The sequence below is a fragment of the Pusillimonas minor genome (assembly GCF_014237865.1).
Classification (GTDB): Bacteria; Pseudomonadota; Gammaproteobacteria; order Burkholderiales; family Burkholderiaceae_B; genus Neopusillimonas; species Neopusillimonas minor.
Genome location: NZ_JACJUU010000003.1, coordinates 190,753 through 205,896, shown reverse-complemented (window position 1 = coordinate 205,896; position 15,144 = coordinate 190,753). Strand labels below are relative to the sequence as shown.

The following is a 15,144-nucleotide window of genomic DNA, read 5'->3' as shown; positions in this document are numbered from 1 at the left end:
ATGGGAATCGATCTGCCCTTGTTGTGGGCCATTATCATTCTGTTTGGCGTCTTCATGTACGTGGTCATGGACGGCTTTGATCTGGGTGTCGGGATACTGTTTCCGTTTTTCGGTGCCAAAGACGACCGCGACGTCATGATGAACACCGTGGCGCCGGTATGGGACGGCAACGAAACCTGGCTGGTCCTGGGCGGGGCCGGTTTAATGGCCGCGTTTCCCCTGGCTTATGCGGTAATTCTCGAAGCCTTCATGCTGCCGCTTATCTTCATGCTGCTGGGCCTGGTGTTTCGTGGTGTGGCCTTCGAGTTTCGCTTCAAAGCCTCTGACCAAACGCGGCATTGGTGGGACAAGGCCTTTATTTTGGGGTCGGCCTGCGCAGCATTTTTTCAGGGTGTAACCCTGGGCGCATTTATCGATGGCATTCATGTGGTCAACCGCAGCTATGCCGGTGGCGTCCTCGACTGGCTGACGCCGTTTACGGTTTTTACCGGGTTTGGCGTTATTGTGGTTTACGCACTGCTGGGTTGCACATGGCTGATCTTCAAAACCGAAGGGCCCTTGCAAACGCGTATGCTGCTTGTCGCGCGCCCGTTAACGGTGTTAATGCTCTTTGTTATCGGGGTCATCAGTTTATGGACCCCGCTTATCCATCCCGAAATTGCCGAGCGCTGGTTCTCAATGCCCAATATCTTCTACTTTGCGCCGGTGCCGGTGCTGGTATTGCTTGCTACCGTCATGCTGTGGCGGGTATTGGGGCGCCAACCCGAGGCAGGGCCGTTTTTGCTGACGCTGGCCCTGGTGTTTCTGGGGTATACCGGCATGGGTATCAGTATCTGGCCTAATGTCATCCCGCCCGATATTTCCATCTGGGACGCCGCCGCGCCGCCTCAAAGCCAGGGGTTCGCGCTGGTCGGCGCTTTACTCATCATCCCGCTCATCCTGATGTACACCGCATGGTCTTACTATGTGTTTCGCGGTAAAGTCCGCGTGGGCGATGGGTACCACTAATGGCGGCCCCGCATCGCTCACCGCCGTCGTCTTGGCGCAAGCGCCTGGGTTGGCTGGTCGTACTATGGCTGGGTGGGGTGCTGGCGCTAAGTGCGTTTGCCGGCCTGTTGCGCCTTGTCATGAACTGGGTCGGCATGACCGCTTGACCTTCCCATAAGGTAAAGGTTTATGCTGACGTCATCTTAACTATCGGCATAAACCACCATGAAAACTATCCACGCCAGTCTGTCTGTCCAAGGGATGACCTGCGCATCGTGTGTAGGTCGCGTCGAGCGCGTGCTTCGCGCGTTGCCCGGCGTTACTCAAGCCAACGTCAACTTGGCTACCGAAAGGGCCGAGATTGACCTTGACGATGCCGCGAGGGTCGAGCAAGCCATTGCCGCGATAGAAAAGGCAGGCTACAGCGCATCTCGCATCAATGATCAGTCAGAAGACAATCTGGCCCAGCGCCAGGCCGAAGAAGCCGGCCGGCTGAGGTTGTCATTGATTATTGCTGCGCTGTTTGCCTTGCCGGTGTTTGTGCTCGAAATGGGGTCACATCTGATTCCGGGCATGCACCACTGGGTCGCGCAGAACATCGGCCTGAAAATCAGCTGGTATGTGCAATGGCTTTTCACCACCATTGTCTTGTTCGGGCCCGGATGGCGGTTTTTCAAGGCCGGTGTACCCGCCTTGCTGCGTGGTGCACCCGACATGAATTCACTTGTTGCAGTGGGTACCAGCGCCGCTTATGCGTATTCAGTCGTTGCCGTGCTGTTGCCCCAGTGGTTGCCCGAAGGCACCGTCAATGTCTACTTTGAAGCCGCCGCCGTTATTGTGGCCTTGATATTGCTGGGGCGGTTTCTTGAAGCGCGCGCCAAAGGCAACACTTCCGAAGCCATCCGGCATCTGATGGGTTTGCAGGTCAAGACGGCGCGTGTTGTTCGCGATGGGCAAGCCGTCGACACCGATATTCAGCACGTCCGGCAGGGTGACGTGGTTGAGGTCCGCCCGGGTGAGCGCATCCCCGTCGACGGCGAGGTGATCGAAGGGCACAGTTTTGTTGACGAATCCATGATCAGTGGCGAGCCGGTGCCCGTCGAGAAGACGACCGGCAGCCGCCTGGTTGGCGGTACCGTTAACCAGACCGGCGCGATGACGTTGCGGGCCACCAATGTGGGCAGCAACACCGTGTTGGCCCAGATCATCCGTATGGTTCAGCAGGCTCAGGGCGCCAAACTGCCCATTCAGGCCATGGTCGACCGCATTACATTGTGGTTTGTGCCGGCAGTCATGTTGGCCGCCTTGTTGACGTTTCTGGTATGGCTGGTATTTGGTCCAAGCCCGGCGTTGACATTTGCCGTCGTCAATGCGGTGGCCGTGCTGATTATCGCCTGCCCCTGTGCCATGGGCCTGGCCACGCCAACGTCCATTATGGTGGGCACCGGGCGCGGGGCCCAAATGGGGGTGTTGTTTCGCCAGGGCGAGGCATTACAGTCGCTGCGCGATGCGCGTGTCGTGGCCGTAGACAAAACCGGCACGCTGACCATGGGGCGTCCCGAACTGACAGACTTTATCGTCGCCGACGGGGTCGATAAAGACGCTACGTTAGCCATGGTCGCTGCGGTCGAGTCGCGTTCCGAGCATCCCATTGCACAGGCCATTGTCAAAGCGGCCCAAAATGCAGGGCTGGCTCTACCCGCACTGACCCGGTTCGAGTCGGTCACCGGCTATGGTGTCAATGCACGTATCAACGGCGCCACGGTGGCTGTCGGCGCCGACAGATACATGCGCAAACTCGGGCTGGATGTCGGTGCGTTCAGTGCCGAGGCCGAACGCATGGGCGCCGAAGGGAAAACGCCCATGTATGCCGCTGTCGATGGGCGTCTGGCGGCCATTATCGCGGTTGCCGACCCGCTTAAAAGCACGACGCGCGGTGCTATCGACGCCATGCACCAGCTTGGCCTTAAAGTGGCCATGATTACCGGTGATAACCAGCGCACGGCGCAGGCCATAGCCCGTCAGCTGGGTATTGATGAGGTCGTGGCCGAAGTGCTTCCCGATGGCAAGGTCGATGCCGTCAAGCGACTGCAGGCGCAATATGGCCCGGTTGCCTACGTTGGCGATGGCATCAACGATGCGCCTGCGCTGGCCTGTGCCGACGTTGGGGTAGCCATTGGCACCGGTACCGATGTGGCCATGGAAGCCGCCGACGTGGTCCTGATGTCGGGCGATTTGGGCGGTGTCCCCGATGCCATTGCGTTGTCGAAGGCCACCATGAATAACATCCGCGAGAACCTGTTCTGGGCGTTCGCGTATAACGTTGCCCTGATCCCGATCGCGGCGGGGGTGTTGTACCCCGCTTATGGTCTGCTGCTGTCGCCTGTTTTTGCGGCGGGCGCGATGGCGTTGTCCAGTGTGTTTGTGGTTAGTAACGCCTTGCGGCTGAAACGGTTTCAGCCGCCGGTACGCGCGCGGTAAACCGCCTGGCCGCCAAACACCAGGCCGACCGACGCCACCAGTACGCCGGCAGCAACAATGCCATTCCAACCAAAGTATTGGTAAATGGTTGCGGCCGCAAACGAGCCCGACGCACCACCCAGAAAGTACACGGTCATGTAGCCCGAATTAAGGCGGTTACGTAGTTCGGGGTTGATGCGCATGACCGCACCCATATTGCTGACGTGTAACAGCTGTGCGGCTAAATCGAGCACAACCACGCCAATAATCAGGGCAGTCAGCGACGTTTTGCCCAAGCCCAGCGGCAACCAGGCCACTAGCAGCAAGATCAGGCTGATCAGCGTGGCTTCGCGGTTTTTTCCGCGGTCGGTCATGCGCCCGGCCCAATTGGCCGCCAACGCGCCGGCAATGCCGGCCAGCCCGAACAGGCCAATGACGGCTTCTGTGTATTGATAAGGGGGCTGGCTAAGCAAAAACGCCAGCGGTGTCCAGAAGAGGGCGAACAGGACAAAAGACAAAAACCCAAGCAGCGCACGCAGCCGCAAGACGGGCTCGGTTCTGAACAGCTGGACAACCGAGCCGATGAGCTCGTTGTAGATAATGCGGGTTTCGCTGCGATGGGTTGGCAAGCTGCGCCACAGCATGACGGCCAGCAGTATCAGTACGGCAGCTGCCACAAAATACACAATGCGCCAGCTGCCCAGGCTGGATAACCCGCCGGACACGGTACGCCCCAGCAAAATGCCAATAAGCAGGCCGCTCATGAGCATGCCGACGGCACGGCCTTTGGCGTTGACCGGCGCCATGAGCGCGGCAAATGGAACCAGCACCTGCGTAACGGCCGAGAACAGACCCGTCATGGCCGTACCCAGCAACAGCCAGGGCAATGAGGGGGCCAGGCCGCTGATCAGCAGCCCCGCCGCCGTCAGCGCCATCATCAGCACAATCAGCCCGCGCTTCTCGAACTTGTCGCCTAAAGGAACAAGAAACATCAGCCCGACCCCGTAACCCACCTGGGATACGGTCACGATAATGCCGACAGCGGCATACGAAACGCCCAGATCTGCGGCAATGGAATCGAGCAAGGGTTGCGGATAGTAATTGCTGGCGACCGCGGCGCCGGTGGCGATGGTCATTAGCCACAGCAAGAACGGGCTCAATGCGCGGCCTCCGGCCATGTCCAGTTTGCAATATCTGTGGTGTCAGTACCGTATTCGTGGGCGTGGGCCACAGCCGCAATACGCTGCTCTTTTAAATATTCTTTAAAGTGGGCGCCGGTATTTTGCAGCCGGGGCACATGGTCAATGGCATCAATTGCCAGGCTGTAGCGATCAATGCCATTCTGGATGGCAAGCTCTAGCGGCGTGTTGATATTGCCTTTTTCGCGGTAACCCCGTACGTGAAAACCGGCATGATTGGTGCGACGGTAAACCAGCCGGTGGATGAGCCAGGGGTAACCATGAAACGCAAAGATAACGGGTTTGTCGCGTGTGAACAGCGCGTCGAAATCGGGGTCGTTAAGGCCGTGCGGGTGCGCCGAGGCCGACTGCAGCCTGAACAAGTCAACCACATTAACGAATCGTAATTTCAGGTCGGGCAAATGTTGACGGAGCAGGGCGGCGGCCGCCAGTGCTTCTTGTGTAATGATGTCGCCGGCACAGGCCATGACCACATCGGGCTCATCGTCGGCGTCGGTACTGGCCCAGGGCCAGATACCAGCGCCTTTGGCGCAATGTGCAGCGGCCTCTGGCATATCAAGGTACACCAGGTGGGGTTGCTTGTCGGCCACAATCACATTGACGTAGTCGGTGCTGCGTAGACAGTGGTCGGCCACACTCAGCAGGCAATTGGCGTCGGGCGGCAGGTAAATGCGGGCCACTTCGGCGCTTTTATTGCACACAACATCTAAAAAGCCAGGGTCCTGGTGGGTAAAGCCATTGTGGTCTTGTCGCCATACCAGCGACGACACCAGAATGTTCAACGACGAAACGGGCGCCCGCCATCGTGCTTCCTGGCGTGACTTGTCAAGCCATTTGGCATGCTGGTTCACCATCGAGTCGACAATATGAACAAATGATTCGTAGGTGTTGAACAAACCGTGTCGCCCAGTCAGCAAATAACCCTCCAGCCAACCTTCCAGCGTGTGCTCGCTCAGCATCTCCATGACGCGGCCGTCAGGCGCCAAAAAGCCGCCGTCGGCGTCTTGGGGCAAGGTGTCGGCCAGCCAGGTTTTCGGACTGGCTTCGTAAGCGGCCTGCAAGCGGTTCGATGCGTTTTCGTCGGGGCTGAACAGACGGAAGTTGTCGGGATTGGCGACCATAATGTCGCGCAGAAACGGGCCGAGCGCGCCGGTGGGCGACACCCGGCTTTGCGCATGCCCCTTGAAGGGGACGGCATAGTCTTGAAAGCCTGGCAGCTTAAGGGGCTTGCGCAAACGCCCGCCATTGGCGTGCAGGTTGGCCCCCATGCGTCGGTCGCCTTCCGGAATGAGCGCCAGTACGTCGGGTACGGGGTGGCCGTCGTTGTCGAACAGCGCTTCGGGCGCGTAACTTCGCATCCAGTCTTCCAGCGCGGCCAATTGCCCCGGGTTGTTATGCACGTCGGCCAGCGGTACCTGGTGCGAACGCCACGACCCTTCGATGGCATGGCCATCCCAGTTTTTCGGGCCGGTCCAGCCCTTTGGCGTACGCAACACAATCATGGGCCACCGCGGCCGATGAACCACTCCGCTGGCGCGCGCCTGAGTTTGTGCCTGTCGAATACGGGTAATGCATTGTTCGAGTGCTTGCGCCATTTCCCGGTGCATCGTCGTGGGGGCGTCGCCCTCGACAAAACAGGGTTCCCAGCCGTAGCCGCGAAACAACTGCTCAAGCTCTTCTTGGGAGATGCGCGCCAGCACGGTAGGATTCGCTATCTTGTAACCGTTCAGGTGCAAAATCGGCAAAACCGCGCCGTCGCGAACAGGGTTCAAAAACTTGTTGCTGTGCCACGCGGTCGCCAGAGGCCCGGTTTCGGCTTCGCCGTCGCCCACAACCGCCGCGACAATCAGGTCAGGGTTGTCAAAAGCGGCCCCAAAGGCATGCGACAGGCAATAGCCCAGTTCGCCGCCCTCGTGAATGGAGCCAGGGACTTCGGGGGTGCAATGGCTGCCTAACTGACCGGGGAATGAAAACGCCCGGAACAGGGCTGCCATACCAGAGGCGTCGCGGCTTTTGTCGGGGTAGACGTCGGTGTAACTGCCTTCAAGCCAGGTTTGTGCCAGCACTGCAGGCGCGCCATGGCCTGGGCCCGACAAATAAATCATGTTCAGATCGTGTGCCTTGATAATGCGGTTCAGGTGCGTCCAGATAAAGGTCTGGCCTGGGCTTGAGCCCCAGTGGCCCAGCAGCCGCGCCTTGAGGTGGCCGGGTGCCAGCGGAGCCTTGAGCAGCGGGTTGTCCTTCAGGTAAATCATGCCCGCACACAAATAGTTGCTGGCACGCCATAGTGCATCAAGATAGTTGATGTCGGCTTGTGTCAGAATGTTATTATTCATGGGTGTGGTAGACATACTTCACGGCTCCGCATTCAAAGTCCGCATAGAGCAAGGGGTTCAGCCAGAGTTTACCTTGCCTGAAAACGTTTGCAGCAAGGTGTTTTTTTATTGCATTTGTATACAACTTTCGTTACGATAAAACGGCTTAATGAACCTTAAGACGACTGAATTTTCGTAACGCGGTTCAACAAGCCCGACTTCCAGACGGCCTAGCCCACGCTGTCAGAAGGAGACTTAAATTACTAACATCGCCATTGTGGCCCGTAACACCCTGCTACGTACGGGCGTCTTGCAAATCCTCTCCGACGTCGTGCCTAACGTGTCGTTGCAGGGCTTTGCTTATAGCGACCTCGACCGCCATCCCGATCCAGCGGTCCGTTACGACTTGTTGTTGTTATCCATCGCATCTCACGAACGTCAAACATCGCTGGTTCTGGCCAGTTTGAAGGCTTTTGCGCCTCAAAAAATCGTGCTTATGGCCGAGGGCCAGCCCGACCGGTCCGCCATCGAAAAGCTTCCGCAGCAAGTTGTAGGTTATATCGACAAGTCTGCGCCACCCGAAGTGTTCATTGCAACGGTACGCAGGGTGCTCGAAGGCAAAAGCGGCTTTCCGTGGCCTGTCACTACTGCAACGCACGATGTCGTTTCATCTATCAATGCGCCAGTGCGCGAAGTTTTGCGCGATACTCCCCCCTCGCAGCCTTCCTCGGGCAGTCTGCCCGTGTCGTCTATTTTTGCCTTGGGGGTCGCTGCACGATCGGCGCCCGATTCCGAATCCGACTTGCTGGGCCTGACACCGCGCCAATACGAAGTGCTGGTATTGCTGTCACGCGGACACGCGCTTAAATCGGTATCGCGCCTGCTTAATATTTCGCTGGGAACAACCAAAGCCCACACCGAGGCCGTTTACCAGCGCCTTGGCGCCCATAACCGCAACGAAGCGGTTTATATCGCCCGAGCCAAAGGCGCACGGCTCGAGTGGGAGCCCGAACCGGTTAATACTCGGGCTAAATCCATCGCCTGACCACGGTCAGGCTTTTTTTTGCCCCTGTCGTCTCATCTGGTTTTGGCAACACAGCAGGGCGTCATCATATATTTGGCTTAGTCTGTGTGCGCGTGCCTAAGGCACACTAATGGCGACGACCCGGGGTTGCGTCTGCTTGCGCCGGGGCGCGCATCGCAACGCTTTGAGCTGCCCACCGGGCAATGTCCAGGCCCAACTGCCGGGTGGCCTCACCGAAGGTTGCAATCACTGAATCAAAGCCAGCATCGGGTACTGGCTTTGAGATTGCAAATGACTGGCTCGCTATAACCTTGTTGTCGAAAGTGTCGACCAATGTGGCATCGATGTGAACGAGCACGCGGCGGGGGTTGCTTGCGGCGTCAACCTGAAAGGCGTGCAGTTCACCACCCAATTGATACCGCGAAGACACATTGGCATCGTCGGTGGTGACGGCTTGCCATTGCTGCCCGTTCTTTAACGCTTGCGACACGTGGTTTCGCACAATGCGCGGTGCTGCGTCGTACCAGCGCACACCCTGGAAGGCCATGACCTGATAAGGCGCCTGCGACACCAGAATACGTGTACCGTTCAAGGTGGGACTCGCCGCCGGCGTATTAATGCGGATCGATGCAAATTCGGTGCGCGATGGGTTAGGCGAGATCAATGACGACTTGCTTGCTGCACCGACGCCCGACGCTGGATTTGCCGCAGCACTGTTTTGCGACGATGCGTTTGAAGCTGGCAGCGGTAATTGGTAAACGGTAACGGGTGCCTGTTCAGGAAGCACCGAACATGCTGTCAGTAGGCCCGTTGCAATAGACATAAAAAACAGGGGCAAGAAACGGTTTCGCTTCATGGTGCAACCTCTTTAAGTGATTCAGCGCCAAGCAGATAACCCGCAGGGTTGTCGTCGAGTTTGCGCAAGTTATTACGCAGTGCGGCCAGCGTCATACGCAGCTCTTGCAAGGTTGGCCCCAATTCATTCAAACCTTGCAGCCCGGCCGAGACTGCGCCCTGGTTTGACTGCACCAACTGCGCCACGTTGGCCGCAGCTGCGTCGACAGACGCCAGCGCCGCCCGGGCCTGTTGCATAGAGGCCGTCCCTTCAACACGAATAAGGCGATCGGCGGTTTGCAAGGTCGTTGTAAATTGCTGCGTTGCTGCTGTCAGCGTTTTAAGCAACGTCTCAATATCACCGCGGTTATCGGCCAACGCGCCGGAAACCGCTTCAAGGTTTTGAATGGTCCGGGTGAAACTGTCGGCGTTTTGTCCAGACAAGAACTTGTTGGCATTGGTCATCAGTTCGGCCATCCCGGTGACCAGAGAATCGCCGTTTTGCATAAACTGCGCAATGGGGGAGGGCGTTGCAATAATTTCCGGGTAGTCTTGCCCCGGCTTTGCCTTCAGTAAGGGGCTGCCGGGTTCGCCGGAGCTGAGCGCCACAACCGAAATGCCTGTGATGCCTGCCAGCATCAATCGCGCTCGGGTGTCCGTCTGAATAGGGATGGCGTCCTGAATGGTGATGATTGCCCTGACATTACGCACGTCGCTCGGGTCAAGCGACAAGGCGGAAACCTCGCCGACCTTAATACCATTGAACTGTACCGAACTGCCGCGCGACAGGCCCCGGACGGGTTCGTTGAAGATCACCGCATACGTGGCAACGGCGGTATCTTTACCGTACTTGCCCAACCATAAAGCGGCAATCAAGCCGGCGGCAATCACCACCAGCGTAAAAAGTCCGATCAAGACGTGATGCGCACGAGGTTCCATAATTCAGGTATCCGTAACAGCCTGGGCGGCGTTCTTGGCCGAACGGCCGCGCGGCCCATGAAAGTAATCTTGTACCCAGGGGTCGTTGCATTGCTCGACCACGGGTAATGTGTCGGCGACCAGTACCTTGCGTTGTGACAATACCGCCACGCGGTCGCAAATGGTGTACAGGGTGTCCAGGTCGTGGGTGACTAAAAATACGGTCAAACCCAGCGCGTCTCGCAAGGTCAGCAGCAACTGGTCAAACGCGCCGGCGCCAATCGGGTCCAGCCCGGCGGTGGGTTCGTCAAGAAATAGAATTTCGGGGTCAAGCGCAAGGGCGCGCGCCAGTGCGGCACGCTTGATCATGCCGCCCGATAACGACGCCGGGTACTGGTCGGCCGATTTGGCCGGCAAGCCAGCCAAGCCGATTTTCAGGCGAGCCAGGTGCTCGGCGCGCGACCGACTGAGGCCCAGGTGCTCGATGAGCGGCAGAGCGACGTTTTCCAGGACGGTTAACGAAGAGAACAGGGCGCCGCGCTGAAACAGCACGCCAAAACGGCGCTGCGTATGCGGCCGGTTGGCAGAAGGCCCGTAAACTTCAAGTCGGCCCACTTGCACGGAACCGGCTGCAGGGCGCTGAAGCCCGACAATGGTGCGTAACAGCACCGACTTACCCGACCCGGAGCCACCCACAACGCCAAGAATCTCGCCTTTGTACACATTAAGGTCAAGCGCCTGGTGCACAATGTGGTTGCCAAAGCGGTTTGTAACGTCTTTAACCTCAACGATAATTTCGCGTGACGTCACCAGCCCATCTCCAGAAAGAACATGGCGGCAATGGCATCAACCAGAATGACCACAAAAATAGATTGCACCACAGCCGAAGTCGTGTGCTCGCCTAACGACTGTGCGCTTCCCTTGACCTTGAAGCCCTCAAGGCAGCCGATGATGGCAATAAGGTAGGCAAAAATGGGGGCCTTGGCCATGCCCAATGCAAAATGCCGCAGTTGTATGTCGCGCTGAAAAATCGACATGAACATGGAGGGTGAGATGTCGAGTGCGACGGCGCATACCAGCATGCCGCCCAAAATGCCGCTGACCATGCCAATAAATGTCAGCAAGGGCAGGGCAATAAGCAGCGCAATAATACGTGGCAGCACCAGAAGGTTTACCGGGTCCAGCCCGGTCATGCGCAAGGCATCGATTTCTTCGTTGCCTTTCATCGAGCCCAATTGGGCGGTAAACGCGCTGGCCGTTCGCCCGGCCATTAGAATTGCAGTCAGCAGCACGGCAAATTCGCGCAAGAAAGAGAACGCCACCAGGTTGATGGTAAACACCGACGCCCCAAAATCGGCCAGAATGGTAGCGCCCAGAAACGCCACTACTGCACCCACCATAAATGTCAGCAGCGCAATAATCGGGACGGCATTGAACCCGGTTTGCTCCAACTGCGCAACAACAGCCGTCACGCGCCATGTTTTAGGGCGAAGACACGTGCGCGCCAGCGCCTCGAATGTCACCCCCATAAAGCCCAGCAGGTCACGCGCCTGATGCACCGTCTTTTCGACAGAAGCGCCGACACGCGCAAGAACTTCGTGCGGCGTCGAGGCGGGTTTGGGTTCGGGCGCATCGGGAATATCAAGCGAGGCCTGCACCACGGCGCGCAGCAAGGCCTGTCGCTCGGGTGACAGCGCATTGAACACGTCGGGATGATTACCCGCCAGGTCGACAAGTAATTGCGCGCCCGAGGTATCGAGTGCCGTGATACCCGACATGTCGATAACAAGAGGCTCACCACGCGAAGCCTGCGATTTGATGCAGTGCGGCTTGTGCTGCGCAACGGCCTCGTACAGATCGTTGTAGTGCTCAAGCGTCCAGTCTCCCGCAACCACCAGGCAGGCAGTCTGGCCATGCGGTTCGAAGCGGAGTTGCGGGGGCTGGGGGGTATGTTGTGTCAATGCGCTACCGGGGTATCCCCGGAACGCCAAGGCTAGGCGGATACGGGGTGTGAACCAATGGCGGTCAGTTCTCGATGGATCGCCGCTTTTTCAAGCTTGTCGATGGGCATGTTAGCAAAAAGCGAGATACGGGTGGAGATCTGTCGAAATATTTTGTCGAACACGACCCGCTTTTGTTCGTCGGTGCCGATGGCTGCTGCCGGGTCTTCAAACCCCCAGTGTGCCGAGATGGGGTGCCCCGGCCAAATGGGGCAGACTTCGCCGGCCGCGTTGTCGCATACGGTAATGATGAAGTCCATTTGTGGTGCATCGGGCGCAGCGAACTCGTCCCAGCTTTTACTGCGCAAGGTACTGGTATCGTAACCCAGCGATTTGGCCTTTTCGAGTGCAAAGCGGTTGACCCCTTGGCCCGGCATGCTGCCGGCACTGTAGGCCTTGAAGCGGCCATGCCCCATGGTGTTAAGCAGGGCTTCGGCCATAATGCTGCGCGAAGCGTTGTGCGTGCACAGAAAGAGTACGTTGTAAACCTTGTTTGTCATGGTGATTGCGTCCGGAGTAGGGGTACAAGATAAGTCGTCGGCGCATAAGTCTGACGACAGGGGAATACATGGGTTACCGTTACAGCAGTTTTCGGTCAGGTAAGACAGCAGGCCGGTCATGGCCGCGTAACGGGCCGAGTAAAATACAAACCGGCCTTCTTGTCGCGCATCAAGCAAACCGGCATTCACCAGTTCTTTTAAGTGAAAGGACAGCGACGAAGGCGAGTTTTTGGTCAACCGGGCCAGTTCTCCGGCGGGCAGCCCACCTGGGCCTTTTTGTACCAGCAGGCGGTAAACTTCCAGCCGCGACTCGTGCCCGAGAGCCATTAAAGCCTTGACAGCGTCTTTGATATCCATACATTGACTCTTTCTTTTTAACGTTTCAATTATAATTGAAATTTCGAAACAACCAAACAGGAATCTGATCATGTCGAACGTCACGATTTACCACAACCCCAAATGCGGCACTTCACGCAATACGCTGGCCTTGATACGTCATGCCGGTATTGAACCCAATGTTGTGCTTTATCTTGAAACACCACCTGCGCGTGAAACCATCCAGAAAATGGTGGCCGATGCCGGGCTCACGCTGCGCGAAGCCATGCGTGAAAAAGGCACGCCTTATGCCGAACTGGGACTAGACAAACCAGAGGTATCGGATGAACAGTTGCTTGACGCCATTGAAGCCCACCCGATTCTTCTGAACCGTCCGTTTGTTGTGACAGAAAAGGGCACGCGCTTGTGCCGCCCGTCTGAAGTTGCACTGGACATACTGCCGCCGATGCCGGCCAGGCCGTTTGCCAAAGAAGACGGCACACCCATGCTCGACGCGCAGGGTCGGCTTATTACAAAGTAATGGCCATGACGTACTACATCCCTGAAGATTTATCTCTGCCCAATCTGGATGAAACGCGTTTCCTGCGACCTGATTCCGACCGTTTGCAGGTGACCAATGCCAGCCATCATAAGCCGCGCATTTTGCTGTTGTACGGATCGTTGCGGCCAAGATCATTCAGCCGGTTGCTGGTTGAAGAGGCCGCACGCATTCTTGTGCACTCAGGCGCCGACGTACGCATTTACAACCCGGCCAATTTGCCGTTGGCCAACAGCGTGCAGCCAGAGCATCCCGAAGTGCAGGCATTCCGGGCGCTGTCATTGTGGTCTGAAGGGCAGGTGTGGTGCAGTCCGGAAGTCCATGGCAGCGTGACCGGTTTGTTCAAGAACCAGATAGACTGGTTGCCACTTGAGGTGGGCAGTATCCGCCCCACGCAGGGTCGCACGCTCGCGGTCATGCAGGTCAGCGGGGGTTCGCAGTCGTTTAATGCTGTAAATTCGCTGCGCGTGCTGGGCCGCTGGATGCGCATGGTGACCATTCCCAACCAGTCATCGGTGCCCAAGGCTTATCAAGAGTTCGATGACAACAACCGCATGAAGCCTTCGGCGTACTACGACCGGGTGGTTGATGTGATGGAAGAGCTGATGAAATTTACGTTGCTGACACGCGATCGGTCAAATTACCTGACCGATCGCTATAGCGAACGCAAGGCCATCGAAAATATGGCCGTCGACCAGCTTTAAGGCCAGCGGCAACTGTGATTACGTTGTAAAAACAGCGCTGTGTCTGTTGGCGCATAAACAGCCGTATTTGACCTTAAATATAAAAATTTTCGCCGTCACGAACGACGGCGAAAATCGCCTGCACCTGTACTAACGTTATGCCATGGCCACGCGGTTATACCAATCGCGGCTGCGGTTAATCGTGCGCACCAGCCAAAGCATCACCGGAACCTCGATCAGCACACCCACCACAGTCGCCAGAGCCGCGCCCGAGTCAAAGCCATACAAGACAATAGCCACGGCAACTGCCAGTTCAAAGAAATTTGATGCGCCGATCATGGTCGAGGGGCCGGCGACATCGTGCCGCACCTTCAGTTTACGGTTCCAGACATACCCCAGGCCCGCAATAAACAAGGTTTGCAGCAAAATGGGGACGGCCAGAATGGCGATGATGAGCGGTTGCTCGATAATGGCCTGGCCCTGAAACGAAAACAGAAGCACCAGCGTCGCCAGTAACGCCACAATGGAATAAGGCCCAATTTGTGCCAATGCCTGGGCAAAACCTTGCTGGCCACCACGCTTGATTAGCCAGCCGCGCAGTGCCTGGGCAATGGCCAACGGGATAACGATATACATAACCACCGACAACGTCAGCGTATCCCAGGGCACAGGAATCGATGAAACGCCCAAAAGCAGAGCAACAATAGGCGCAAACGCAAACACCATGACAAGATCGTTAAGTGCAACTTGCGTCAGCGTAAAGTTGGCGTTGCCCCGGCATAAATTGCTCCATACAAACACCATGGCCGTGCAGGGTGCGGCCCCCAGCAAAATCAGCCCGGCCATATAACTGTCAAGCTCGTCAGCAGGTAACCAGGGGGCAAACACCACCTTGATAAAAAACCAGCCGAACAATGCCATGCTGAAAGGTTTGATGGCCCAATTGACGGCCAGTGTGACGCCCATGCTGGCGCGCTGGTCATACACTTCGCGCAGGGCACCAAAGTCAATTTTCATCAGCATGGGGATAATCATGATCCAGATCAGGACACCGACCGGGATATTGACATGCGCAATCTCCATGGCCCCTACGGCTTGCGCAGCATTTGGCCAATACAAGCCCAGCAGGGTGCCCGCAATAATGCACAGGGCTACCCAAACGGTAAGGTAGCGCTCAAAAAAACTAATGGGTGCGCCGGCGGCTTGTTTGCCGACAACTTCGCATTGGCTGGACATGGGGTTCCTTATCGGGTTTGGCTTTATCAAAGCTAGGGTAAGAAAAAACCTTGGATTAGTATGAGATATGTGGTTTTGCGTTGACGGCGTATTATATATCTGCTTTTCCGCATA

The 15,144-nt window shown here is 57.3% G+C and carries 14 protein-coding genes and 1 pseudogene; 6 read left to right on the top strand and 9 right to left on the bottom strand.

The annotated features are described in order from the left end of the window. From cydB to GTU67_RS05960, 3 genes are read left to right on the top strand one after another with little or no spacing between them, the layout of a single operon-like run. Complete coding sequence (gene cydB, locus GTU67_RS05970) at positions 1-1,008, top strand: cytochrome d ubiquinol oxidase subunit II (RefSeq protein WP_185779192.1); 1,008 nt, start codon at positions 1-3, stop codon at positions 1,006-1,008. After that, the gene (locus GTU67_RS05965; RefSeq protein WP_185779191.1) at positions 1,008-1,154 is read left to right on the top strand and encodes a DUF2474 domain-containing protein; all 147 of its coding nucleotides are present in this window, start codon (positions 1,008-1,010) and stop codon (positions 1,152-1,154) included. Before cydB ends, GTU67_RS05965 begins: the two co-directional genes overlap by 1 nt. Positions 1,155-1,212: 58 nt before the next feature. Then, positions 1,213-3,468, top strand: coding sequence for a heavy metal translocating P-type ATPase (locus GTU67_RS05960; protein ID WP_185779190.1), 2,256 nt, complete (start codon positions 1,213-1,215; stop codon positions 3,466-3,468). Here the strand turns inward: GTU67_RS05960 and GTU67_RS05955 are convergent. Further along, positions 3,444-4,631, bottom strand: a complete 1,188-nt coding sequence (locus tag GTU67_RS05955; protein ID WP_430459000.1) for an MFS transporter — start codon at positions 4,629-4,631, stop codon at positions 3,444-3,446. The genes GTU67_RS05960 and GTU67_RS05955 overlap by 25 nt on opposite strands. Continuing rightward, entirely contained in the window at positions 4,604-6,997 is a 2,394-nt protein-coding gene (locus tag GTU67_RS05950; protein ID WP_185779188.1) for a phosphoketolase family protein, read from the bottom strand. Before GTU67_RS05950 ends, GTU67_RS05955 begins: the two co-directional genes overlap by 28 nt. 241 nt (positions 6,998-7,238) lie before the next feature. On the opposite strand from GTU67_RS05950, the gene GTU67_RS05945 reads away from it, so the two are divergent. Then, positions 7,239-8,006 carry a LuxR C-terminal-related transcriptional regulator gene (locus GTU67_RS05945; RefSeq protein WP_185779187.1) on the top strand — a complete coding sequence of 256 codons (768 nt, stop codon included), beginning with the start codon at positions 7,239-7,241 and terminating at the stop codon, positions 8,004-8,006. A gap of 106 nt (positions 8,007-8,112) precedes the next feature. Here GTU67_RS05945 and GTU67_RS05940 read toward each other — a convergent pair whose 3' ends face one another. The 6 genes and pseudogenes from GTU67_RS05940 to GTU67_RS15305 form a co-directional block, all read right to left on the bottom strand. Beyond that, a complete protein-coding gene (locus GTU67_RS05940; RefSeq protein WP_185779186.1) occupies positions 8,113-8,841 on the bottom strand; it encodes an ABC-type transport auxiliary lipoprotein family protein in 729 nt (242 codons plus the stop codon). Beyond that, positions 8,838-9,758, bottom strand: a complete 921-nt coding sequence (locus tag GTU67_RS05935) for an MlaD family protein (RefSeq protein WP_185779185.1) — start codon at positions 9,756-9,758, stop codon at positions 8,838-8,840. Before GTU67_RS05935 ends, GTU67_RS05940 begins: the two co-directional genes overlap by 4 nt. Positions 9,759-9,761: 3 nt before the next feature. Beyond that, positions 9,762-10,547: an ABC transporter ATP-binding protein gene (locus tag GTU67_RS05930; RefSeq protein WP_185779184.1), complete on the bottom strand. Its 786-nt coding sequence runs from the start codon at positions 10,545-10,547 to the stop codon at positions 9,762-9,764. Beyond that, the gene (locus GTU67_RS05925; RefSeq protein ID WP_185779183.1) at positions 10,544-11,698 is read right to left on the bottom strand and encodes an ABC transporter permease; all 1,155 of its coding nucleotides are present in this window, start codon (positions 11,696-11,698) and stop codon (positions 10,544-10,546) included. The genes GTU67_RS05930 and GTU67_RS05925 overlap by 4 nt, the downstream gene beginning before the upstream one ends. A 32-nt stretch (positions 11,699-11,730) precedes the next feature. Further along, positions 11,731-12,237: an arsenate reductase ArsC gene (locus tag GTU67_RS15310; RefSeq protein WP_249417608.1), complete on the bottom strand. Its 507-nt coding sequence runs from the start codon at positions 12,235-12,237 to the stop codon at positions 11,731-11,733. A 126-nt stretch (positions 12,238-12,363) separates the two neighbouring features. Continuing rightward, a pseudogene (locus GTU67_RS15305) lies at positions 12,364-12,564 on the bottom strand (ArsR/SmtB family transcription factor); the annotation flags it as partial. 100 nt (positions 12,565-12,664) lie between these two features. Between GTU67_RS15305 and arsC the strand changes: the two are divergent. Both arsC and arsH read left to right on the top strand, forming a co-directional pair. Further along, the gene (gene arsC / locus GTU67_RS05915; protein WP_185779181.1) at positions 12,665-13,093 is read left to right on the top strand and encodes an arsenate reductase (glutaredoxin); all 429 of its coding nucleotides are present in this window, start codon (positions 12,665-12,667) and stop codon (positions 13,091-13,093) included. Between the two features lie 5 nt (positions 13,094-13,098). Further along, entirely contained in the window at positions 13,099-13,815 is a 717-nt protein-coding gene (gene arsH / locus GTU67_RS05910) for an arsenical resistance protein ArsH (RefSeq protein ID WP_185779180.1), read from the top strand. 135 nt (positions 13,816-13,950) lie between these two features. Here arsH and arsB read toward each other — a convergent pair whose 3' ends face one another. After that, entirely contained in the window at positions 13,951-15,030 is a 1,080-nt protein-coding gene (gene arsB, locus GTU67_RS05905) for an ACR3 family arsenite efflux transporter (protein ID WP_185779179.1), read from the bottom strand. Positions 15,031-15,144 lie beyond the last annotated feature (114 nt).

Excerpts from the sequence above, each read along its gene's own strand:
- cydB (WP_185779192.1), top strand. The coding sequence starts at position 1 with ATGGGAATCGATCTGCCCTTGTTGTGGGCCATTATCATTCTGTTTGGC.
- GTU67_RS05965 (WP_185779191.1), top strand. The coding sequence starts at position 1,008 with ATGGCGGCCCCGCATCGCTCACCGCCGTCGTCTTGGCGCAAGCGCCTG.
- arsH (WP_185779180.1), top strand. The coding sequence starts at position 13,099 with ATGACGTACTACATCCCTGAAGATTTATCTCTGCCCAATCTGGATGAA.
- GTU67_RS05940 (WP_185779186.1), bottom strand. The coding sequence starts at position 8,841 with ATGAAGCGAAACCGTTTCTTGCCCCTGTTTTTTATGTCTATTGCAACG.
- GTU67_RS05960 (WP_185779190.1), top strand. The coding sequence starts at position 1,213 with ATGAAAACTATCCACGCCAGTCTGTCTGTCCAAGGGATGACCTGCGCA.
- GTU67_RS05950 (WP_185779188.1), bottom strand. The coding sequence starts at position 6,997 with ATGTCTACCACACCCATGAATAATAACATTCTGACACAAGCCGACATC.
- arsC (WP_185779181.1), top strand. The coding sequence starts at position 12,665 with ATGTCGAACGTCACGATTTACCACAACCCCAAATGCGGCACTTCACGC.
- GTU67_RS15310 (WP_249417608.1), bottom strand. The coding sequence starts at position 12,237 with ATGACAAACAAGGTTTACAACGTACTCTTTCTGTGCACGCACAACGCT.
- GTU67_RS05935 (WP_185779185.1), bottom strand. The coding sequence starts at position 9,758 with ATGGAACCTCGTGCGCATCACGTCTTGATCGGACTTTTTACGCTGGTG.
- arsB (WP_185779179.1), bottom strand. The coding sequence starts at position 15,030 with ATGTCCAGCCAATGCGAAGTTGTCGGCAAACAAGCCGCCGGCGCACCC.